This window comes from Candidatus Eremiobacterota bacterium (assembly GCA_031082125.1).
Taxonomy (GTDB): domain Bacteria; phylum Vulcanimicrobiota; class CADAWZ01; order CADAWZ01; family Ess09-12; genus Ess09-12.
The window spans coordinates 78,935-100,246 of the sequence record JAVHLM010000002.1 but is presented as its reverse complement, the minus strand read 5'-3'; the positions used below and the strand labels follow the sequence as shown (position 1 = coordinate 100,246).

Genomic DNA, 21,312 nt, shown 5'->3' with positions numbered 1-21,312 from the left:
CTACACACAGACAAAATCTTGTTTGCCGGGAGAATTCCCCTGGCCTCCCGATGCGCCTCAAGCTCTCGGGCGAATGCAGGGACTGATTCTTTTATGGAAAGAGGCTGATATGGGAACATTTTGTTACTATCGGTCTGTGCCTGTTTACAGGAAAAGCAGGAGGGAAGGAGAATTATAGCATATTACTCGCCGGGAAGGAGAGGTGCCCTATGAATCATATGAAACCCCTGGCTCACGCAGTGCTCTTTGGGGCACTTATTGCGGTGGCCATAGCCCTGCTTGCCGGGTGCGCACAAGGCTCCACGCCCAAAGCGGCGATGGAGCACTTTGTCACGGCCCTCCAGAAGGGAGACTACCACAAAGCCTGGGGGGATCTTTCAAAAAAATCGCAGCAAGAGTTTGAAGGCCCCGTAGAAAAAGCAGGCGCGTCGGGCTTTAAAAGCCACGTCGAGGACGCCCTCAAGAGCGAAGCCTTCAAGGCACAGCTCAAGGCCACGAAGATAGTGAAGGAAGAGGTCAAGAACGGCAAAGCCACCGTCACGCTGGAGTTCCCTCTCGAGTCAAAAGAGCCCTATCAGCAGGAGATGATCCTGGTGAAGGAAAAAGGAGCCTGGAAAGTGAGCCTCTGAGGCACAGGCTTGAGCCTCAGGAAAAGCCTCCTTCAGGGATCGGAGGCCTCACAAAAGAACCGATGAAGAGAGTTTCAATCCTGTAATGAATACAAACACTTATCAGAATCCCGACCCAGGAAAAACACTCAAAGAATTTTTTCGGCGCGAGGCCATCCATCAAATCCAGGAATTTCTTCTCGCCTCTTTCGGGCTCTCATCGGCCTTCACTGATGACGAAGCCAATGAGCCCCTGGCACACTCTTCCCTTTCCCCTTCCTTTTTTATCCCTTTCATAGAAAAGCTCTGCGCCTCCATGCCCCGCCCCCTCTCTCCCCACATAAGGATCCTTGATGATCTTCCCGGGGGGCTCAAGGTTTTTGTCATCCCCCTTGTGGAGTGTGAAGGCGGCAAGATACTTTTTCTTGCAGGACCTTACCGGGAAAAGACCGGCGGGAGGAAAAAAGCGGAGAGCCGGGGGAAGCAGTACCACATGAGCAGTGAAGATATTGAAGCAATCAGCGCCGCGTGCCCTGTCATTGAGAGCGAAACAGTGGCCATGCTCAGGGGGCTCTGCGAAAGCTATACCGCGATTATCACGAAGTGGCACGAAGAGTATGAGAATTCAAAAAACCACCAGCACCAGGTCTCATCTCTCTACAGGATCTTCAGGTCACTCTACAATGACCTCCCGCTCAGGGACATACTGTATGACGTGCTGCGCTTCACGGCTCACCTTTACGAGGCGCAAAAGGCCTCCATGTTCTCCCTTGACGAGGAAACGGGAAACCTGGAAAGCCTGGCATCTTACAGCGCCGTTCACGGTTCCGCGGGGGACACCGTTATCCCTCACAACGAAGGCGTGGCGGACATGGTGGTGAAAACGGGGAAATCCGAGATTTACCACCACTTCGGCCACTCCTCCATGTGGGTGCCTCTCATTGCCCAGGGGAAGACCCTGGGAGTCTTCACGGTGAGCGATCCAAAAAACGACAGGAAGTTCAGCGAGCAGGAACTGGACCTCCTTGAGGCTATCGCCGCCGGATGTGCCATGGCCATCAATTACACGGGCCTTTACGAGAGTCTCAGGAGAAAGCTTCAGGAGCAGGCCATGCTGGTCTTTATCACCAACGCCATCAGCTCCTCCCTTGATCTGGACACGGTGCTCCAGGAAGTCCTCGACAAAGCCATCAGGATGCTCGATGCCCGTAAGGGCTCCCTCATGCTCATCGAGGAGGAGACCCAGGAAATGCGCATAGTAAACGCCGTGGGGCTCTCCCCGGACATCGTGATGAAAACACGCATTATCATCGGGGAGGGCATCTCGGGCAAAGTGGCGCGGGATGGCATGCCCATCCTGATAAAGAAGGGGGTGAAGCTCGCCGACTCCCACAGCACGCTGGACTCCAAGGAGCTCAAGTCCGCAATATCGGTCCCCGTAGAGATCAAGGGGAAAATCATCGGCGTGCTGAACATAAGCGATCAAATCCGAGACGAGAATTTTATCAATGACCATGTGGGGCTCCTCCAGATGCTCGCCAACCAGGCCGCCATCGCCATAGAGAATTCCCGGCTCCACATGGAGCTCAAGGATCTCTTCATCGGATCGGTAAAAGCCCTGATTAACGCCATCGAAGCAAGGGATCCCTATACAAAAGGCCATTCCATAAGGGTAACCCACTACTCCATGAAGATTGCCCAGGCACTCAAAATGAGGCCTGAAGAGGTGGAAAATCTTCACTACGCCTCCCTTCTCCATGACATAGGAAAAATCAACGTGAAGGACGAGATCCTGCTGAAACCGGGAAAGCTTACCTATGAGGAGCGCGCCGCCATCCAGGAGCACCCGAAGCACGGAGCCCTCATCATGAGGCCCGTGAAAGCCTTCCAGAAGATCCTGCCCTTCCTCTATCACCACCATGAGACTTACTCCGGCACAGGATACCCCCAGCATATCAGCGGGAAGACCATCCCCGTCGAGTCAAGGATAATCACTGTCGCCGACTCATTTGACGCCATGACGAGCGACCGCCCCTACCGCAAGGCACTGAAAACCGAGGAGGCCATCAGTGAGCTCCAGAGGAACGCGGGTACGCAGTTTGATCCCGAGATTGTGAGAATCTTCATACATCTCATAGAAACTGATGCCTCATGCAACCCCGAAAACGTTACAGAAAGCCTCCTGATATAGCATGTGATCGAGAAAGGCCGCAATGAGCTTTGTGAATGACTATATTGCCGCGATGCACAGGGCACCCCGCGAGGCCAGAGGGTATGATGCCATTATCATCTCCACCAACAGCCCCCATGAAGCCCGCTACTGGCAGGAGCGCCTCGAGGCCACCAGGGGGATGGTGAGTAACTGCGGCTCCCTTATATTCTCCTGTTATGAAGACTGGAACAGTGAAAACGGCGCAGGGAACCTCCTTGGCACCCTCTACGCCTGGGAGAAGGCGGAAAAGCTCATGAGGGAGCAGAGCGGCACCACGCTCCTCGGGTTCCTGGAATCGGGGAAAAGCGTCGCCATGTATCATATCGCGGGGCTGGGCACGCGCCTTGCCCCCCTTCCCGGCTCTGAGTGCAATTCCAAATCAGCGGTGAAGCTCCCGTCGCTTCTTACCGTGAATGGCACCGCCACGCCGCTCACCATCCTGGAAGCCGTCATACTCCAGACAGGCCCCTTTGCCGCCACAAGGCCGGGAAGGCTCTCGGTCTGGTGGGGGGATCAGGTCTTTATCCCCGCGCGCTATAAGTGCCCTGGAACGCACCATGTGGAGATGCTCGCGAAAAAAGTCCCTCTCTCCAGGGAGCTCGAGAATTACGGCCTCCTTATTTTCCAGAACCATGGCGACGCGAAGCTCCGGGAGAAGATGCCCCTGGAGAGGATAAAAGAATCTCTGAGGAACTCCCACTGCAGGGAGGCCATGGCCGGCATCAGCCTGGGCTCTTTCTCGATCTCCACAAGGTTCCTCCAGATGCTCCTCGCCCAGTACCAGGGCGAGCTTTCCCAGAAAACCTGCCGCCTGAACACCGATGCAGACCTCTGGCAGCCCCTCACCTCCCTGAGAGATGAATACAGGGCGGCAGGGCGGTCAGAAGCCAACTGGGACAGGGTAAAATCGTTCATGGAGAGCTTTTCCGCCTCCTGCGACGAAGGTATCCGCCCCTTCGGCGCCATCGACACCGGTGACTCCTATTGGTGGGACTACGGCCAGCTCGCCCTCTACCAGGAGAATCTCCTGAAGCTCCTGGAGAACTCAGCCGAAGGCGAGGCAATGCGCCTCTTCTACCAGGTGCCCTCGCCTCCGGTGAAGGATTCATGGACAGACGCCACGGAAATCTCGGGCTCTGTCGTGCTGGGCTCCCATATAGGCAGCGGAAGGGTAAAAAACTCCATTGTGATAAAATCATGGCTTCATGAAGCCGACATTGAGGACTGCATCGTCATCGAGAGCGCCGTCATGGGATCTCTCAGCGGGAGGAGGGCGCTCTCCTACCATGATACCGAGGAAAGCGGCCTCCGCCTGGAATACCGCGAGGCTTCGGCAGGGATCTATCTTCCCCCCAAAACCCATCACCGCATGAGGGTCATCATATCGGAAAACGGCAAGGAGCACTGGCGTCACCCCATCCATGGAAACGCCCTCTCCTTCTCAGAAGTCTGGCAGATCATGAAAGAGACAGCCCGGGGAGACTCAGAGGCCCTTTTCAGGGAGAGATGGAAGAGGATCGCAGCCCCCCTGTGACGGCTCTCATGAATTTTTTTAAAATTTTTTACAAAACCCCTTTACTTTTTTCTCTCATGCGGTGATATTCAGAGTAAGAGGAAACTATATTTTGAAAGGAGGTTGGAGCTATGTTTGGAGGCGTAGGTGGTGGCGGTTCCTCGAGTATGATGACCATGGCCCAGATGCAGCAGACCGACTCTCTGCAGGGTGAGCAGACGGCGATGCAGATGGCTGCTGAGAAGCAGAAGCATGAATGGACCAAGTGGAAGATACTCCAGGACACGCAGACAAAAATCTATGAAATTCAGCAGGATGTGACTCTCAACCGCGCCAAGACCCAGGACAAGATGTTCAACAAGTGGGACGAATACATCAAGGGTTAAGCGGAACGCAAGAAAAAGGCGGAAGGGAAGCCTTCCGCCTTTTTTATTTTTCCCTCTCACCTTATCCTTTCCTGATCATGCCCCCCGGCGTTGTTACCGGCATACCTCCGTCCACGGCTTTGTGCCAGCCATGATGGAAATTCCCCGGGAGCCCCCGGGGGAATCCAGGATTCAGGAGCCGGAGGTCAGAATAAGTAAGGGGAAGTAAAGACCACTCCCGGAAAGGCATGATACCCTCTTGATGAAGAACAGAAAGGCATTGCATGAGAGTTCGCCGGAAGACGAGGGAGCTTCAAGGCTCACCAGGTGGGTGCGCCACCACGGAAAGCTATCGGCCTTCATCAAAGAACTCCTCAAGGCCATGGCCCCCCTCGGAGCAACTCTCTATCTTGCAGGGGGAACAGTGAGAGATGTCCTGGAAGGGAAGTCCGACCTCAAGGACATCGATCTCATGATCACCGGCCTTCAGAGCCCCTCCCTGGAAAAAATCCTCAGGGACCTTAAAAGAAGAGCAGCCCTCCAGGTCAAGGAAGTCATCTCGGCGGGAAAACACTTCCCCGTGTTCAAAGTAGCGGTGCGCTGGGCCCTGAACCCTGTTGACGTGGCCCTTGCACGGAAAGAGCAGAGCACGGGAAGCGGGCACAGGGACTTTGCCATCTCGACACAGAACGTGACGGCCCGCCAGGACTCAAGCAGGAGAGACTTCACCATCAACGCCCTCTTCTTCAAATTCACCCTCAAGGGCAGGACCGTGGGTGGCACCATCGTGGACTATCAGCAAGGTCTCAAAGGCCTTGCCAGAAAAGAGATAAAAGCCGTGGGGAACCCTTATGAGCGCTTCGCCGAGGACCCCTTGAGGATGCTCCGCGCAATCAGGCAGAAAAACCAGCGCCGCGGATTCACGATAGAGAAAAAAACCTGGGCGGCCATTGAAAAATCCATGCCCGCCCTCATTCACACGATCTCCATGGAGAGAATCGCCGAGGAGCTCATCAAGTCACTCCATGCGAATCCCGTGGAAACTTACCATGACTGGAAGAAAAGCGGGGCATTAAGAGAGCTCATCCCCGAGCTTGCCTCCATGGCCGGGGAAAGGGAAAAGATCTTTGTGAGGCGCTTTCTATACCTTCCCTCCTTCTCGGCCACGCATGAGATCACCGCCACGCTCCTCCTCGCGTGCCTCCTCTGCGACACTGCCCTCGAGGAATGCAGCGATCTGATGGCAGGCCACGGGGAAAAGCCTGTCCCCGGCGGGACTCACCCGGGTGACCCTGCCTTCTATACGGCGAAAAGACAGGCCATTGTCGCGCGGCGGCTTGCCCTTCCCAACCTGAGGGATATCGAAAACCTCCTCAGGTGGTTTCTCTGCCTTGTCAATTATGAACGTCTCGAGGAGCGGAGGGCAGTCGCCGAGGAGATCCTGGCGGGGAATCCCATGGCGCGCCAGCTCATCACCCTCTATAATGCCCATCAAAAGGCGGTGGTGAGGGAAAAGAGAGACTTTGACTACCTCTTGGACAAATGTGCCCTCACCCCCAGGCTGATAAAGGGCAATGACCTTGTGGCGGCAGGGATTCCCAGGGGCCCCCATCTGAGCCTTATCCTGCGCAGCATAAGGGAGCAGGAGCTCTGCGACAGGCTCACCTCAAAGGATGACGCTCTCTGCTGCGCCCTCGTCCTTTACCGCCAGTGCCACGAAACCACTCAGGGAGGTGCCCCATGATTATTGATGCCCATACCCATGTCCACAGAGTTCCCGGCTCCTTCTGGGACTCGCCGCCCGAGCGCCTTCTCGCCCTCATGGAGGAGGCCGGCGTGGAAAAGTCTGTTATCATGTCATATGGCGGGGCCCCTGCCGAGGTTTCCATAGACTACATCGATGAGTGCGTGAGAAAATACCCCGGAAAATTCATAGGCTACGCCAACATCAACCTCGCCGAGGAAAAAGATCCCTGCGGGCTCCTGCGGCATGCCATAGAGGACCTCGGCTTCAAAGGCCTCAAGCTCCACCCGGTGGCCTACCATATGCTTCCTGCCCATGAAAGCTCCCTGGAGCTCCTGAAGGAGGCCGGCAGGCTCGGCGTGCCGGCCCTTTTCCACTGTGGAGATGAGGAATATACCATGCCCCTTCAGATTGCCGAGGCTGCAGCCCTGGCCCCCGGCACCACCTTCATCCTGGGCCATATGGGAGGCTATTTCCACTGTGCTGACGCCCTGAAAGCAGCAGAACACCACGCCAACATCATGCTCGAGACCTCGGCCATGCCCTATCCCTCGGTGATAAGGGAGGCCGTGAAACTGCTCGGGGCGGCCCGGGTCATCTTCGCGAGCGACGGGCCGGGATGCCCTCCGCATCTGGACGCGGAGAAGGTCCGGTGCGCCGGGCTTTCAAGCGCCGAAGAGGCCTGCCTTTTCCACGGGAACATAGAGCGCCTCCACGGCGCATGAGCTTTCTGCCCGCAGGGCAGCGCAAGGAGGAGAGATTCATGGTACTTGATGCCCACGTCCACCTGGGAACCTCGCTTTTCGGCCATCATATGGACGAAAACTCTATCCTGTCGTCGCTTGGCGCATGCGGAGTTGATCGCTGCGTGCTCTGCCCGGTAAAACCCTTTGAGTACCACCTGGAGCCTGAAAATGACCGCGTTGCAAAGGCAGTAAAGGCCCATGGCGACCGTTTCACGGGCTTTGCAAGGGTTGACCCCCACAGGGGGACAAAAGCCGTCGAGGAACTTGCGAGGGCTGTCGAAACGCTGGGCCTCAGGGGGCTCTATCTCGATCCCTGGGAGGAGACCTTCCAGGTGAACTGCAAAAAAATGGCTCCCCTGATGGAAAAGGCCCTGGAATACAAAATTCCCGTGATGGTGAGGGGAGGCTTCCCCATCGTCTCCCATGCGAGCCAGATAGGCGATCTGGCAGGGGAATGGCCAGGCGTGACCATAATCGCCACCAGCGGAGGGCAGATCAACGTGAGCGGCGGCGGCCTTGAGCATGCCAGGCAGCTGCTGCTGCGGCATTCCAATGTGCTTATGGAGACATCGGGCATCTACCGCGAGGACTTTATCGAGGAGATGGCGAGGACCCTTGGCCCTGAGAGGCTCGTCTATGGAAGCGGGGCTCCCCTCTTCGAGATGCGGTTCGAGCTGGAGCGCGTGAGGAGGGCCCACCTCCCTCCCGAGGCGAAAAAGAGCATCGCAGGGGAGACCATGGCGGCCCTTCTTGCTGCTACTGGTCCTTCTTGTTGAGCTTTATGCCCCCTATGGTGACCCACTCGTCGGTCTCTTCGATGCCTTCGGCGCCGCCGCCCGCGGGGACCTCCACGTCACCCATCTCTTTGCTTATGACCTTGTAGGAGAAATCGCGCTCCCTGTCGGTAAGGGGGGTGAGCGAGCCGCTTCCCATATCAAAGGAGAATGCCTTCTTGCCTTCGGTTTCTTCAAGGATGACCTTATCGTTCCCCTGGAGGCCCATGGGAAAGAGGTAGCTGCCGGTTCCGGGAATCGTGGCGCTCCGGATGAGCTCGCCCTTTGATGAGTACTCCGAAACCCCGTCGTTGCCATGGCGCACGACGAACGTGCCCTTTTCAGCATTGACGAGGATTTTCTTCACCTTTCCCTCGACCATGAGGGCCTCTTCATCTTTCTTGCCGCCGGGACCTACTCTCCCCACGAAGACCTTGCCCGAGGCTATGGTCCTGGGCTCGTATGTGCCGGGAGGCGGGGGATCCTGGTATTTCGGGTTGTCCACGAGCTGATCCCTGTTGGTGGTGTAAAATACGCTGCCATCGGGAAGCTGCCCGCAGACGGGATCGGAGCCCAGGTTCGCCGCCGTCCACTGGACCTTCCCCTCCTTGCCGAGCTGCTCTATTGACATATCGGTGACGGTCGTGGAGCTGTAAAACTCGTCATCCATGGGAGGATGGGGCATGCCGCCCCAGGGACGGCGGAACCCGCCGAGGCCGAAGTGCAGGTCGTCATGGAAGGAATGATGGGAGGGTATGGTGGTATTGTTCTGGATCCAGACTTTTATCCGGCCCTTGTCATCAACATCAAAATGGTCAATATACCGGGAAAAATTGTTCTTCTTCTCCATGGTATCCTGCCAGGTGACCTCTCCCGTTTTCCTGCCCTCTTTCAGGTTGAACGCAGAAATGGTGGAGCCGTCCCTCATGTAAAGCTCATCGGTCGAGGGGTGCTTCAGTTCCTGGGGAGTAAGGCCGCGCAGTGCCTCAGGAAGCTCCAGGGGGGAGCCGTCCCCGGCAATCCGGTAAAGCTCCCGGGGGCTCTGCCCGAGAAAGTAGTGGTTCCCCGCCGAATCCATGAAATGCTCCTTCACCTCTCCCTTGAAGGCGTGGTCAAATTTCAGGGTGCCGTCGGCATTGAAGGCCTTCATGGAGGTTTTTGTCGTGGCAAAAAGAGTGCCGTCAGGGCCTACGGTGAGCTCCGAGAGCCCTTCTTCACTGACAGGCGCCTCCCAGAGAACTTCCCCCTCCTTCGAGACTGCCGACAGGTAGCCTTTCGCCTTTCCCTCCTCGTTCCTGTTCGACCCGTAGGAGAGGAAGGTGGTGCCGTCAGAGCCCGTGGCATAGGACTTCACGCGGTAATCCATGGTCTGCTTGTCAAGGCCCTTCGCCCCCAGCAGAGACGACAGATTGGCCATGAGGCGGGGAGCCTCGGCAGCACCCGTTGTGAACTGGTCGCCGGGAGCGGCCGCCGCCGCCTCGCCGCCCGCGGGGGGCGGAGACGATCGCTGCGGAGCCTGGTAGGAAGGCGATGAAGCCCCGATCTTATCCAATGTCATGGTCACCACTCCTTTATCGGCCCGGAAATCCCGGGCCTCGCCTCGGAAAACATCAAGGGAGCATAAATGCTCCCTCACATCATAACAGAGACTGCCAGGGAGGTCAATTACTATTTTGTTAACCTCTCCCCGGATTCTTCTTCCCGCCGGGAATGCTTCATGACTCCTCTTTCTTTTCCTCGCCGAGCATCCAGGCCTTGAGGGCCTGGCGCTGCTTCTCGCGGCGCTCCTGCTCCGACGAAAAGACCTTTGCCATGGCTTTCTTTTTTTCCGTCTGGAGATCAAGGTCCTTTGCAAGCGGGGTATAGAGGGGGCCGCCCTTTTCTTCCGGGCTTTCCTCTTCTTTCTTCATGAGCTCCTGGAGGGCCTCCTGGCTCTCCTGGCGCTTTTTCTGGGCCCCGGAGAACACTGAGGCCATGGCCTCCTTTTCCCTGCGCTTCCTGTCCACCTCTCGCTGAAGCCAGCCTTCATCATCCTTGCCCTTGTTTCCCATGATCTTCACCCCTTTACCGGTAAAGGATTCTTTCCCTGCCTTCAGAGAACTCCCTTGTCGCTGCCGTTCTGAGAATACCCGTTCTGAGAATGCCCGCCCTGATGAGGGCCTCCCCTGGAGGCGGTAAGAGCCTCCAGGGCCTCGCGGTACTCACAGTGGTAGGGCACAAGCTGAAAAGCCTTCCTGAGATATCCTTCTGCTTCGCCGTATCTGCCGAGGCCCCGCGCCGCTTCCCCCGCGAGGAAATAGGCATCAGGAAAATTCATATCAAGGCCCGAGGCCTTTTTCGCCGCCTGGATGGCCTGGTCAAAGGCCTTGTCCATGAGCTTCAGAAAGCCTTCGGCGGCAATGGTGACCGGCGTGGCGTCGGCCTCCGAGGCAAGGGCCTTGCCGAAATGCTCCCGCGCCTTGTCATGCTCGCCCATGGTGAGCAAGAGACGCGCCAGCTTGAAATGGGCATCGGTTGACCAGGGAAGGAGGGCCACTTCGTGGCAGAGCACCTGGCGAACTTCCTCGTACCGCTTCTCCTGGAGCCACACAAGCCCCATGCAATTAAGAAGCACCAGGTTCCCTGGGTATATCGCGAGGCCTTCGGCAGTCACCTTCTCGGCTTTCTGCAGGTTGCCGGTGAAATAATAGACAAGGGCCAGCAGAAATCTCTCGTCAACGCTGTGCGCAGGGCGCTTTTCCAGGCGGGTCCATATCCGGCAGGCTTCTTCGAGCTTTCCCTTCGCGTAGCAGATGTTCCCGAGATGATAGAGGACAAAGTCCTCGCTCTTGTTTCTCTCCCCCATCGAGTTCAAAAGCGCCTCGGCCTCGTCGTACCTGTTCCTGAGAAGATATGCCGAGATCAGGCCTTCCTCGGCGCCGGGGAGCGTGCAGTCCTTTTCCACCAATTGCCGGAAAAGGGTCTCGGCCTCCTCTGCCTTTCCCTGCTTGATATAGAGGGATCCCACGGAAATTTTTGCGGCGAAGTTGGTGGGATCAAGCTGGATGAGCTCGTTCAACTCGCGGAGAGCCTCATCGAATCTGCCCATCTGTCCTTTGAGCATGCCAAGGTAATATCTCAGCGAGTAGTTATGGCGCTCATGCTCCAGGACCAGCCTCAATTCCGCCTCGGCCTCCCTGAGCCTCTGCTCCTGAAAGTAGATGAGACCCATCAGGTAATGCACCCCTGGGGGCTCCTTGCCGCGGCTTATCAGTTGATCTCCCAGCGCGCGGGCTTCTTCAATGGCCCCGCGGTAATAGAGAATCCAGGCCATAAGGTTCAGGACCTCCTTGTTCTCAGGGGCCCTCTCATGGGCGCGCCTGAAAATCTCAAGGGCCTCCTCGCTCTGGTTCAGGGAGAAATAATGATAGCCGAGCTCTATGTAGATCTCCACGTTCTCGGGATCTTCAATGAGGGCCTTTTTCAGCTCCTCCTCGTCGCCCCTCCCCGAAAGGGCGGTAAGGTGGCGCCGGGCCTCCACGAGGGAGGGATCGTACCTGAAAGCCTGGCTGTATGCGCTGATTGCCCCCGTGATGTCGCCGGACTTCTCCTTGAGGCGGCCGCAGTATATCCACAGAAGGGCGCTCTCGCTGTTGTGCTCGAGGGCCTTTTCAAAGCAGGCCGTGGCCTCTTTCTCACGGGAGAGCTCCTCCAGAAGGATCCCCATCCCTATCCAGCTCTCCACGTCGGAGGGACTGAGCCTGACGAGCTGCTCACTGCACTCAAGCGCTTCGCCGTAGCGCTTCATCGTGTAAAGCACAAGGCGCTTGTTCTTCCAGGCAAGTATGTTCCTGCTGTCTATTGAAAGGGCTTTTGTGTGGCAGGCCAGAGCCTCATCGTTTCTCCCGAGCTTGAAAAGGGTATTCCCTTTCGTGATCCAGGGTCGAGGGTCCCTGAAGGAGAGCCTGGTGGCCCGCTCTGCCTTCTCAAAGGCGTCCTGATAGGTACCCGCCATGATAAGCACGTCGGCCCATGTCATCCACACGGAAAAGGAGGCCGGCCTCAGTTTTGCCGCTTTCTCCAGGCAGAGAAGGGCTTCGGGAACATGGCCCGTCTTGGAGAGGATAACGGCCTTGTTGGACAAGGCCTCGACAAGACCCGGGTCCAGCTCCAGAGCATTGTCAAAAAGCTCAAGGGCCTCCTGGAAGCGCTCGTCCAGGCCAAAAACGTATCCTTTGTTGCAGATATCGATGGCTCTTCTATGCATTCTGGCTTTCCCCGTCACCCTTCCTCGGCAAGGCTTCTCAGCTCGCCCCTCTTGAGCATGTCCTTGAAGAGGGAGAGAATGCCCGGGTCAAATTCGCCGGGCTGCATCTGCCCCATGATGGTGAGAGCCATGAGGGGCTTGTAATAGAGGATCTCCCCCTTCTTGTTTCTCCGGTATACCCGTGGGCGCCGGAGAGCGCAGTAAACGTCGGCGACCTTCAGGATCCTCGAGAAAAGGGGGATGTCGTTCCCGGCAAGCCCTTTGGGGTATCCTGTGCCGTCATATTTTTCATGGTGATGGAGGATGAAGTCGCTCAGCCGCTCCATCCCGGTGATATCCTGGAAGAAGGCCGCCGAGTCAACGGGATGGCGCTTGATGAAGGCAAATTCCTCCTCGGTGAGCTTGCGCTCGGCATTCAAGATCTCATGAGGCACGTATATCATGCCCACGTTGTGAAGCTCTGATCCAAGCTTCAGCTCCTCGAGGTGCTCCCTCGAGAGACCGAGCTTCTTGCCCAAGAGAAGGCAGAGCTGGGTAACAGAGCTCGTGTGCTCCGCCGAGACGGGATTTTTTGCGTTGAGGGCCACGTTGAGCATCCTGATGAAGTTGATCTGGCTGTTCAGGCGGAGGCTGTGAAACTTGTCAAAAACCTCGTCGAGAGCCTGAAGAATCCTGGGGTTGTACATGATATCGCTCTGGGACCTGAGCTCCTCGATGGCATTCACGACAGACCTGGTTTCAAGCAGCTCGATGTAGTCATTGGCGACCCTGAGGATCTGGGCCTCCAGGGGCATATCGTGGTAGCTTTCTTTTCCCAGGTAGCCGATAAAATACATCTGCTCGCTGAGGGACTCGTCGGGCTTCAGAATCTCCATGGCATTCTCGTAGATCCTGGCCACCTGCTCTTGCTCCTCGTCACTGAGGGACTCCTTGCTTCTCAGCCTGATGATGGTGCTGTCATCAAGGGCAAGCTTGCCGATCTCGTGGAGGAGGCCTGCCCAGTAAATAAGCTCGTTCATCATGGGGCACAGGATCTTGCTGATTTCCCTTGCAAGAAAAGCTACGGACTTGCAGTGCTCAAGCTGGGCTTTCCCCCCTGCGGCTTCGTTGAGCTGGTTGAGGAGATAGGGAAGGCTGGGATCGATGGCGAAGGTGGCAGCCTCTGCCCTTTTCCTGTAATCGCTCTCGAAATCGAGGCGATAGAAATCCATCTGGGCTTCCCTCTGGGCTATGAGGCGCTCCAGGCGCTCATTGAGATCGGGGAAGGCACGGACCACGTTCCTGAAGGACTGCCCCTCCATCACCAGGACCGTCACTTCGTCTACGGCTTTCGCAGAGTAGAACCACTGTTTCTCGCCGGCCAGAATCCTTTCGCCGAGGAACTCGCCGACGCCCCGCTGCGCCACTACGAGCTCCCTTCCCTCTTCGTCGATTACCGTTATCACCACGTGGCCTTTCATTATCATGAACAGGGAGTCACTGAGGGAGCCCTGGCGCAGAATCACCTGGCCCTGGGCGTAATTGGTGATGTGGACAAAAGAAGAAAAAGAGAGGATATCTTTTGTTCCCAGGCTATAGAAAAAAGGATGTGAGGTCAAGAAGCTTATTACGGCGTCCATAAAGCAACATCTCATCCATGATGATATACCAGTAATCTTTCGACAGGAACAGCGGTGAACCTTCTTTCCATGCTCTTGAGTATAAAAGGAGGGAAAGGCATGGGAAAAGACTAATTATCATATACCGCCTTCCTTACCACCAATGAGAGGAGAACCGCTATGGCATCGAAAGTGCTTGGTTTCATGACAAGCCCCAGGAAAAAAGGAAACAGCGATACCCTCATTGACGAAGCCCTCAAGGGGGCAGAGTCCCGCGGCGCCGAAACGGAAAAAATTACGCTCTGCGACCTGGCCCTCTCTCCCTGCATTGAGTGCGGAGGATGCAACAAAACGGGCAAATGCGTCGTCAACGACGACTTCCAGAAAATATACCGCGACCTGGCGACAGAGCACTTCTTTATCTTTGCCACGCCCCTCTTCTTTGCCGGTGTGAGCTCACTTGGAAAATGCCTCATTGACCGGTGCCAGTGCATGTGGGTGGCAAAATACCGCCTCAGGAAGGCCATCGCCCCCAAAAGCCCGAACAGGCGCGGCCTTCTCATCGCTTCCAAGGGGATGCCGGGAAAGGATAAATTCGAGCACCTCAAGGCCGAAGTGAAATCCTTCTTCACGGTGAACAACATCGTCTATTTCGATGAGCTTCTGGCCGACGACTGCGATGGAAAAGGCGCTGCAAGGGAAAGAGAGGATCTCCTGAGAGAAGCTTTCACCTGCGGTGAGCGCCTTATCACGAACTGAGGAGCTCATGCCCCGCCGGGGAAGATTCTTTTGCAAGAATTGCCAGGAATACCTCGACGAGATGAGGATCAAACTGTGTGCCCGCGTTTTTCCTGAGCTCCCCTGTGGCCTCCTCCCTGGTAAGGGCTTTCCGGTAAGGCCTGTCGGAAATCATGGCATCAAAAGTATCGGTGAGAGCTACAATCCTTGCGGATAAAGGGATATTCTCGCCCGAAATTCCGTCGGGATAGCCTTTGCCATCCCAGCGCTCATGGTGGTGGCGCACTGCCGGGAGGATGGCGGCAAGGCTTTTGATGGGCCGCAGCAGAGCTTCACCGATGATGGGATGCTGCTTCATTATCTCGTACTCCTCGTCGGTGAGGCGTTCCGTCTTGTTGACAATCTCCTCGGGAATCTTGAGCTTCCCGATGTCATGGAACTCGCCGCAGCCCCTGCAGGCGATCATCTCCTTCTTAAGAAACTCCGCGGCGTTCTCCCGCTCATCTTCGGAAGCCTCGGAAAAGAAAATCCCTGTCTTGCCGATATCCCTGAAGAGGGCTCCCTGCCTTATGTCATTGAGCTGGCCCGCGTCGAGGTTCAGGTTTCCCGCCAGAGACATGGACCATCCCATGACCCTCTGGGAATGCTCGTAGGTAAAGCTCGAAGCCATCTTCATGAGCATCTCCAGCATGTAGATGATCTCGTCGTCGTCAGCCTCTTTCTCCTCATCAAGGGTCTTCTTCAGGATGGACCAGATGCTTGTCGTGGCGTTCTGCACGGCCTGCTTGAGGCTCTCCCTGAGGGAAGTGGTATCGAGGAGGCCCGATTCCACGAACTCGCTCAGCTTGCCGAAAAGCTTCGCGCTGGAGAGGATGCCGCCCTGGTCAGGGGAAAAGGGCGATTCCTCCATGGTGGGAGGAGGAGGTGTCTCGGTGAAGAGATCTTCCAGCAAGGAGCTCCCTCCCTGGACTTCCTTCCCACGGGCGTCATCGCGGGCCTTTGAGGCCTGGGCGGGCCCTCCATGCTTTTTTACTTCAAAAAATTTCCCCTCCTGAGGTATGAAGACCATCGTGTCCTTCCTTCGCAAGAGCCTGCCGGCGGCGCCAGGGTTATGTCTTTTATAATATGCGTTAGTATATCACGACAGAGGGAGGATTTGTCAATATTCCAGGAAAGGCACCGTCATTCGGTTTATGTTCAAGCCTGAGCGGTGAGCGGGGCTCGGCAAAAGGAATTCGCCGGGAGGACATATAATCAGGATTACTATGGACAGGTCACCATCACATGCAGCCGAGACCCTTTTCAGGGTAAAGGATGACTTCTTTCCCTGCGAGGCCACTCTCTCGGGGGAGCACCGCCTTGACGCTGCCGTGGAATCATACTCCCGGGAGAAGAGGGAGTCCTATTACAGAGAAGTTATCTCCCTGGCCGGGGCGGTGACTGAAAGCTCCTTCTCCCTCCTCAGCGGCGGTGAGAAAGTGGATCTCATTATCGCCCTCACCGAGAGCCTGAAGGCTTTCAGGCTTCTTTACGAGGAGAGGGAATGGGAGCGCGATCCCCGCCTGTATCTTGTTCCCGTTGCATCGGCGCTTGATGCAATGGCCCGGAGGGAATACGCGCCGCCGGAGGAAAGGCTTGAAGCCTTGATGGCACGCCTGGCGAAAATGCCGGCCCATCTGCAGGAGGCACGGAAGCTCCTAAGGCCTCTCTCGGCGCTCCGCATAAAAGAGGCCATACCGCTCTCCTTCGGTATCAAGCTCTCTCTCGAGGAGTGTGCTTCCTGCTTCGCCATTCTGCCCTCCGGGAAGCTCGAGAAGCTCCAGGGTCTTGTGAGGGAGGCGGGCACCTCGCTGCTTGAATTCCGCGAATACCTTGCGAAGGAGCTGCTTCCGGCGGTGCCTCCCGATCTTCCCGAAGCCTCCAGTGACCTCACCGCTTTTCTGAAGATCGACTGCATCAGGGACTGCGGGATCGAAAGGCTGAGAGAAATGGCCGAAGAAGCCTTCGAGGAGGCAGAGGATGCACTCAGGCGCAAGGCGGGAGAGGCAGGGTTCCGGGGAGAGGACTGGAACACCCTTCTCGAAAAGATGGGGGAGCACCATCCCTCGATAGAGTCGCTCCATGACGCTTACCGCAATGGGATGAGGAATGCGGAGCACTTCGCCCACGGGGAGATCGCCGATTCTCTCGGCATGGGCTCCGTCGAGGTGAGAACGGCTCCTTTCCACATAAGACTAAGGTTCCCCTCGGCAAGCTTCGCGGCAGCAGGAGGACTTGAAAAGGAGCAGAAGACCTTTATCTTCGTCACTCCCATCGTCACGGGGTACCACAACGAGGAGGAGCAGCTTGCCGCGCACTGTTTCGGGAGGATAAGGCACGCCGCGCTCCACGAGGGCGCTCCCGGCCACCACCTCCAGTGCTACTACGCAAGCCGCCACGAAAGCTATGCGGTCAGGAGGGTGCGATCACGGATTACCAGTGAGGGCTGGACCCTTTACTGCGAGGATATGGCGGAAAAAAAGGGATATCTGGAAGGAGAAAGCCTTCTCTCTCTCATTGAAGCGCGCCTCTGGAGAGCTGCACGGCTCAAGATCCTCACCGGGATGCAGAGCGGTGTCCTCACTGAGCATGGGGCGCGGCAGTTTCTCATGGATCGCCTGGGAGCTTCCGCTGAGGTGGCCTCGGCAGAGACGGCCAGAATTATTACGGGAGCCCGCGACGTCGTCGCTTATTTCCTGGGGCGCGAGACCCTCCAGACATTGAAGAGCCGTTTTCTTCAGCGCTCCAGGGAAAAAAGCGAGAGAGACTTTCACTTCATGGTCCTGCAGTCTGGGGTGATCCCCCTGGGGCTCATGCCCTTGATGATGGGAATGGAGCCGGGGGAAGAGGTGCTTGAGCACAAGAGGGCGGCTCTTGTCACCGCCCTCAAGGATCACACCGTCTGAGAGGGCTCCATTTTTTGAGGTGCTTCTTGAACTCCTCGGGTGAGAGTTCACGGATTACGGAGCCTTCAGGCTTTTCATTGAAGACCACCGTCGTTTTCTCTTTGCAGAAGGGGCAGCTCATCACCTTGGAATGGTACTCAGAAGGGTCGAAATCAGGCAGGGGAAGGAAAAAGCGGCCGCACCGCGAGCATTCCACAAGGAGGTAGCGCTTCTGGTTCAGCACCGCCGAGCCCATATCAACGGCACAGGATACGCACACATGGAATTCCTCTGACTTATCGTGGTATATGAGAGGCCCTTGACAGTCATCGTCGTAAATATTTTTCTCGCAGAGGAAGCAGCGCCAGAACCTTTTCTTCATGGAACCTCCAGGAAAAGAGGTTCACCTTGCTCACCCCTTTTCCCTTTCATTGCCAATTTCCCTCTGTACTGCTATAATAATCTTAAACATCCCCGGGCAGGGGATGAGCATACCGCAGGAAAGGATGATCACCATGAAAGGACGCAGGATTTTTCTGTTTTTTCTCCTGGGAGCACTGTGCGTGAGCGTCATGCTTGCCGCAGGATGCAGCAGCCACGGAAAGGTCGTCGAGAAATACTCGGGCCTCAAGGCGCAGAACCTGCTCTTCAACAGGCCCTGGCTTGATGAATACCCTTCAAAGCCGGAGCAGCGATTCAATGTGTATGTATTTTCCGATGAGAGCATAGGTGTCCATGACAAGGCAGACTCGGCATACCGGCATCTGCTTGATATCTTCGCCTTCAAGGCGACACCCGAGCGGGTCCAGTTTCTTTTCCTCCACGACAAGCGCAAGGGTGACTCGGCCTACAAGTTAGAGCGCATTGACAAGGGAGGCCAATTCAACCTGAAGCTCACCTTCACCAGCGATCCCCAGGCAGGGGGAAAAACCTATATCTACTTCAGCAACCTGGAGTGGAGCAACAGGGAGAAGGGCACGCTTCCCATGGAAGTGCGCGCATTCATCGACAGGCTGAGATAGGAAGAGAGGAGTCCACCCTTGGAAGCATTGCCGCAGGAGACCGTGAAGGTGCGGGGCCTTACCAAGCGCTACGGAAAGGTTCTTGCCATAAACGATCTCAATCTCACTCTCTATGAAGGCGATCTTTTCGGCTTCATAGGACCCAACGGTGCAGGCAAGACCACCACCCTGAGGATACTCGCCACCACGCTCTCGGCCGACAGCGGGGAGGTCTTCATTGCGGGGCACTCCCTTCCCAGGGAAGTGGAAAAGGTGAGGGCCATCATCGGCTTCATGCCCGATTTCCTGGGTATTTACGACGATATTGCCGTAAGGGATTATCTCGAATTCTTCGCCCGTGCGTACCACCTCCCGCCGCACCTTAGAAATTATGCCATTGAAGAGGTCTCCACTCTTACAAGGATCGCCCCTCTCCTCGGTCTTCCCGTCGAGAGTCTCTCAAGGGGAATGAAGCAGCGACTCGGCCTGGCCAAGACCCTTCTCCACAACCCCAGGGTCATACTCCTTGACGAGCCTGCCTCTGGCCTTGATCCGAAAGCCCGCGTGGAGCTCAGGGATATCATCAAGGGGCTCCAGAAACAGGGAAGAACCATTATCATCTCCTCGCACATTCTGTCAGACCTTGCCGATCTCTGCAACAAGGTGGGAATCATCGAAAAGGGAAAAATGCTGCTTGTCGAGGAGACAGAGTCCCTCTTGAGAAAAATCTCCACAGGCCTCAAGCGCCTGAAGCTCCGCACCCTGGGAAACCACGAGGAGCTGAGCCGCATCCTCGGCGAGTACCGCGATGTCTCAGGTATTGAGTGGGACGGCGAGGATCTTATCATCACCTTCAGCGGATCGGATCGTGACCTGTCGGAGCTCCTCAGGTATCTCATTGAGAAGGAGCTTCCTCTTTATTCCTTCTCAGAGATCCAGGGCTCTCTTGAAAGCGCGTATATGAAAATCATCGAAGGGGCAGGAGAAGCTCCTGCTCTGTGCTCATAAAGGCAAGGAGGTATCCATCATGCTCTCAATGCTCAAGGACAACCCCATCTATTTCAAGGAATCAAGGGGCCTCTCAAGGAACAGGAACCTGCTCTTCCAGAACGTGGCCAACGCCGTGGTCTATCCTCTCATCCTCGTGGCACCGTTCCTCATCGTGGCTTTCATCACTCTCGCCGATATCAACGGCGGCACCAGAGATTTTGCGAGGCGCCTCACCGAGATCCTGAAGGGATGCTTCTATTTCAGCGCAGGAATCCAGTTCTTTTACGTGCTCATCGCGTCGGCCAATGCCACCCAGTTTGCCTTCACCAGGGAGAAGGAGCAGAAAACCTATGACAGCCTCATCTGCTCCCTGATGACACCGCAGGAGATTCTTACCGGCAAGCTTTTTACCGCCCTTTACCCTGTCATAGGGACGCTGGTTCTCTATTCGCCGCTCTTTTTCATCATGGGCCTCCTCTCAGGTGCCGCCCTGGAGGGCCTTATCGTCGTATTCCTTTTCTCCATTGCCTTCTCGCTCTTCTGCGGCGTGGTGAGCCTCTACTCGTCAGCCCTTGCCCCCACGGGGCAGAAAGCCCAGAGCTATCTTACCAGCTTCATGGCCCTCCTTATCATTGCCACGTGGATTGGTGACTGGATAGGGAACGGTATCCTCCACACCATGGGAGGGCACACCTTCCCCTTCCTCCCCTTCCTGGTCTTCTTCAACCCGGGAACCGGCTATGCTTCGGCAATGTACCTCATGGCAGGCGCAAAGCACTATAACTGTATGAGCGATCCTTATTCCTACTTCCACCTTTTCTGGCTTGTGTGCCTCCTCACCATGGCGCTCTTCTCCTTCATGTTCTGGAGGGCAACCCTCAGAAAGCTCGGCGAGATAGCGAAAGAATAGCACCAGCACTCAACCTGAAAAGGCGGTCACCATGGCAGCTCCTCTCCAGCCCGGCACTGTAGTGAACAGCCGCTACAGGATTACGAGATTTCTTGGAAGCGGGGCTTTTGGCGCCGTCTATCTCGGGATGGATCTCAGGGAAAAGGGCGCGGTCTGGGCCCTCAAGGAGGTCCTGGGCGAAGGGATGGAGCCCGGCGAGAAGCGTGAGGTCCTGGAGTCATTCCGCAACGAGGCGGCCATTCTCACTGCCCTCTCCCACCGCGGCATACCCAGATTCACCGACTACTTCATCACCGGCGGGAGGGGATATCTCGTCATGGAGCGCGTCGAGGGCCTCACCCTCGAAGATATTGTCAAAAACAACAAGAAGCCCCTCAATGAGAGAGAGGTGGCAGGCTGGGCGATCCAGCTCTGCGACACCCTTGAATACCTCCACCGCCATGACCCTCCCATTATTTTCCGCGACCTCAAGCCCCAGAACATCATGCTGACGATGGAGGAGCGAGTGGTGCTCATCGATTTCGGCATCTCGCGCTTTTACTGCCCCGGCAAGGATACAGATACCATTCCCCTGGGAACGCCAGGCTACTCACCGCCGGAGCAGTATGGCCGCTCGCAGACCACGCCGGCATCGGATCTCTATTCCCTGGCAACTACCCTTTACTACCTGCTCACCCTCCAGGACATGGCTTCCTTTCAATTCAGGTACCCTCCCGTGCGGGCCTTCAACAGCGGAGTTTCACAGGGAATGGAGCATCTCCTCGCAAAATGCATGGCCTGGGATACGAAAGAGCGTTACCAGAGCGCCGCCCAAGTGAGGGGCATTCTCTGCGAGCTGACAGGAAAGCCAAGTGAGAATGGCTCCATGAAAAAGTACGGGGTTTTTCTGAAGGAAATCCGCCTGGAGTCCCTTTTCCCTTTCAGGAGGGAGAAGAGATAGGCTG

At 56.5% G+C, this 21,312-nt stretch carries 19 protein-coding genes; 13 read left to right on the top strand and 6 right to left on the bottom strand.

The window, feature by feature from the left end:
- The first annotated feature begins 209 nt into the window (after positions 1-209).
- The 7 genes from RDV48_02850 to RDV48_02820 all read left to right on the top strand — a co-directional run bounded on the left by RDV48_02850 (position 210) and on the right by RDV48_02820 (position 7,964).
- Positions 210-629 (top strand): DUF4878 domain-containing protein, encoded by a 420-nt coding sequence (locus RDV48_02850; GenBank protein MDQ7821714.1) that lies wholly within the window; start codon positions 210-212, stop codon positions 627-629.
- An 85-nt stretch (positions 630-714) separates the two neighbouring features.
- Positions 715-2,799 (top strand): GAF domain-containing protein, encoded by a 2,085-nt coding sequence (locus RDV48_02845; protein ID MDQ7821713.1) that lies wholly within the window; start codon positions 715-717, stop codon positions 2,797-2,799.
- Positions 2,800-2,821: 22 nt separating this feature from the next.
- Positions 2,822-4,354: a hypothetical protein gene (locus RDV48_02840; GenBank protein MDQ7821712.1), complete on the top strand. Its 1,533-nt coding sequence runs from the start codon at positions 2,822-2,824 to the stop codon at positions 4,352-4,354.
- 110 nt (positions 4,355-4,464) lie between these two features.
- A complete protein-coding gene (locus tag RDV48_02835) occupies positions 4,465-4,719 on the top strand; it encodes a hypothetical protein (protein MDQ7821711.1) in 255 nt (84 codons plus the stop codon).
- Positions 4,720-4,960: 241 nt separating this feature from the next.
- On the top strand, positions 4,961-6,442 hold the full coding sequence (locus RDV48_02830) for a hypothetical protein (protein ID MDQ7821710.1): 1,482 nt from the start codon (positions 4,961-4,963) through the stop codon (positions 6,440-6,442).
- Entirely contained in the window at positions 6,439-7,167 is a 729-nt protein-coding gene (locus RDV48_02825; GenBank protein MDQ7821709.1) for an amidohydrolase family protein, read from the top strand. Before RDV48_02830 ends, RDV48_02825 begins: the two co-directional genes overlap by 4 nt.
- A 38-nt stretch (positions 7,168-7,205) precedes the next feature.
- Entirely contained in the window at positions 7,206-7,964 is a 759-nt protein-coding gene (locus RDV48_02820) for an amidohydrolase family protein (protein ID MDQ7821708.1), read from the top strand.
- Here RDV48_02820 and RDV48_02815 read toward each other — a convergent pair.
- The 4 genes from RDV48_02815 to RDV48_02800 all read right to left on the bottom strand — a co-directional run bounded on the left by RDV48_02815 (position 7,945) and on the right by RDV48_02800 (position 13,826).
- Positions 7,945-9,519 (bottom strand): hypothetical protein, encoded by a 1,575-nt coding sequence (locus tag RDV48_02815; GenBank protein MDQ7821707.1) that lies wholly within the window; start codon positions 9,517-9,519, stop codon positions 7,945-7,947. The genes RDV48_02820 and RDV48_02815 overlap by 20 nt on opposite strands.
- Positions 9,520-9,676: 157 nt before the next feature.
- The gene (locus tag RDV48_02810; GenBank protein ID MDQ7821706.1) at positions 9,677-10,012 is read right to left on the bottom strand and encodes a hypothetical protein; all 336 of its coding nucleotides are present in this window, start codon (positions 10,010-10,012) and stop codon (positions 9,677-9,679) included.
- A 41-nt stretch (positions 10,013-10,053) separates the two neighbouring features.
- Positions 10,054-12,207, bottom strand: a complete 2,154-nt coding sequence (locus RDV48_02805) for a tetratricopeptide repeat protein (GenBank protein ID MDQ7821705.1) — start codon at positions 12,205-12,207, stop codon at positions 10,054-10,056.
- Positions 12,208-12,221: 14 nt separating this feature from the next.
- Complete coding sequence (locus RDV48_02800) at positions 12,222-13,826, bottom strand: HD domain-containing protein (GenBank protein ID MDQ7821704.1); 1,605 nt, start codon at positions 13,824-13,826, stop codon at positions 12,222-12,224.
- 159 nt (positions 13,827-13,985) lie between these two features.
- On the opposite strand from RDV48_02800, the gene RDV48_02795 reads away from it, so the two are divergent.
- Positions 13,986-14,564 (top strand): flavodoxin family protein, encoded by a 579-nt coding sequence (locus RDV48_02795; GenBank protein MDQ7821703.1) that lies wholly within the window; start codon positions 13,986-13,988, stop codon positions 14,562-14,564.
- On the opposite strand, the gene RDV48_02790 is transcribed toward RDV48_02795, so the two are convergent.
- Positions 14,554-15,612: an HD-GYP domain-containing protein gene (locus tag RDV48_02790; GenBank protein MDQ7821702.1), complete on the bottom strand. Its 1,059-nt coding sequence runs from the start codon at positions 15,610-15,612 to the stop codon at positions 14,554-14,556. The genes RDV48_02795 and RDV48_02790 overlap by 11 nt on opposite strands.
- A 196-nt stretch (positions 15,613-15,808) precedes the next feature.
- Here RDV48_02790 and RDV48_02785 point away from each other — a divergent pair, with 196 nt between their 5' ends.
- Positions 15,809-17,488, top strand: coding sequence for a DUF885 family protein (locus RDV48_02785; protein ID MDQ7821701.1), 1,680 nt, complete (start codon positions 15,809-15,811; stop codon positions 17,486-17,488).
- On the opposite strand, the gene RDV48_02780 is transcribed toward RDV48_02785, so the two are convergent.
- Positions 17,469-17,849 (bottom strand): hypothetical protein, encoded by a 381-nt coding sequence (locus RDV48_02780; GenBank protein MDQ7821700.1) that lies wholly within the window; start codon positions 17,847-17,849, stop codon positions 17,469-17,471. The genes RDV48_02785 and RDV48_02780 overlap by 20 nt on opposite strands.
- 133 nt (positions 17,850-17,982) lie before the next feature.
- Here RDV48_02780 and RDV48_02775 point away from each other — a divergent pair, with 133 nt between their 5' ends.
- The 4 genes from RDV48_02775 to RDV48_02760 are packed head-to-tail and all read left to right on the top strand — an operon-like array spanning position 17,983 to position 21,308.
- The gene (locus tag RDV48_02775; GenBank protein ID MDQ7821699.1) at positions 17,983-18,489 is read left to right on the top strand and encodes a hypothetical protein; all 507 of its coding nucleotides are present in this window, start codon (positions 17,983-17,985) and stop codon (positions 18,487-18,489) included.
- A gap of 18 nt (positions 18,490-18,507) precedes the next feature.
- A complete protein-coding gene (locus tag RDV48_02770) occupies positions 18,508-19,476 on the top strand; it encodes an ABC transporter ATP-binding protein (GenBank protein MDQ7821698.1) in 969 nt (322 codons plus the stop codon).
- 19 nt (positions 19,477-19,495) lie between these two features.
- Positions 19,496-20,368, top strand: a complete 873-nt coding sequence (locus tag RDV48_02765) for a hypothetical protein (protein ID MDQ7821697.1) — start codon at positions 19,496-19,498, stop codon at positions 20,366-20,368.
- A 31-nt stretch (positions 20,369-20,399) separates the two neighbouring features.
- Entirely contained in the window at positions 20,400-21,308 is a 909-nt protein-coding gene (locus tag RDV48_02760) for a serine/threonine-protein kinase (protein ID MDQ7821696.1), read from the top strand.
- Positions 21,309-21,312: the final 4 nt, after the last annotated feature.

Coding starts and splice junctions, on each gene's coding strand:
- RDV48_02850 (MDQ7821714.1), top strand. CDS start 210: ATGAATCATATGAAACCCCTGGCTCACGCAGTGCTCTTTGGGGCACTT.
- RDV48_02845 (MDQ7821713.1), top strand. CDS start 715: ATGAATACAAACACTTATCAGAATCCCGACCCAGGAAAAACACTCAAA.
- RDV48_02840 (MDQ7821712.1), top strand. CDS start 2,822: ATGAGCTTTGTGAATGACTATATTGCCGCGATGCACAGGGCACCCCGC.
- RDV48_02835 (MDQ7821711.1), top strand. CDS start 4,465: ATGTTTGGAGGCGTAGGTGGTGGCGGTTCCTCGAGTATGATGACCATG.
- RDV48_02830 (MDQ7821710.1), top strand. CDS start 4,961: ATGAAGAACAGAAAGGCATTGCATGAGAGTTCGCCGGAAGACGAGGGA.
- RDV48_02825 (MDQ7821709.1), top strand. CDS start 6,439: ATGATTATTGATGCCCATACCCATGTCCACAGAGTTCCCGGCTCCTTC.
- RDV48_02820 (MDQ7821708.1), top strand. CDS start 7,206: ATGGTACTTGATGCCCACGTCCACCTGGGAACCTCGCTTTTCGGCCAT.
- RDV48_02815 (MDQ7821707.1), bottom strand. CDS start 9,519: ATGACATTGGATAAGATCGGGGCTTCATCGCCTTCCTACCAGGCTCCG.
- RDV48_02810 (MDQ7821706.1), bottom strand. CDS start 10,012: ATGGGAAACAAGGGCAAGGATGATGAAGGCTGGCTTCAGCGAGAGGTG.
- RDV48_02805 (MDQ7821705.1), bottom strand. CDS start 12,207: ATGCATAGAAGAGCCATCGATATCTGCAACAAAGGATACGTTTTTGGC.
- RDV48_02800 (MDQ7821704.1), bottom strand. CDS start 13,826: ATGGACGCCGTAATAAGCTTCTTGACCTCACATCCTTTTTTCTATAGC.
- RDV48_02795 (MDQ7821703.1), top strand. CDS start 13,986: ATGGCATCGAAAGTGCTTGGTTTCATGACAAGCCCCAGGAAAAAAGGA.
- RDV48_02790 (MDQ7821702.1), bottom strand. CDS start 15,612: ATGGTCTTCATACCTCAGGAGGGGAAATTTTTTGAAGTAAAAAAGCAT.
- RDV48_02785 (MDQ7821701.1), top strand. CDS start 15,809: ATGGACAGGTCACCATCACATGCAGCCGAGACCCTTTTCAGGGTAAAG.
- RDV48_02780 (MDQ7821700.1), bottom strand. CDS start 17,849: ATGAAGAAAAGGTTCTGGCGCTGCTTCCTCTGCGAGAAAAATATTTAC.
- RDV48_02775 (MDQ7821699.1), top strand. CDS start 17,983: ATGAAAGGACGCAGGATTTTTCTGTTTTTTCTCCTGGGAGCACTGTGC.
- RDV48_02765 (MDQ7821697.1), top strand. CDS start 19,496: ATGCTCTCAATGCTCAAGGACAACCCCATCTATTTCAAGGAATCAAGG.
- RDV48_02760 (MDQ7821696.1), top strand. CDS start 20,400: ATGGCAGCTCCTCTCCAGCCCGGCACTGTAGTGAACAGCCGCTACAGG.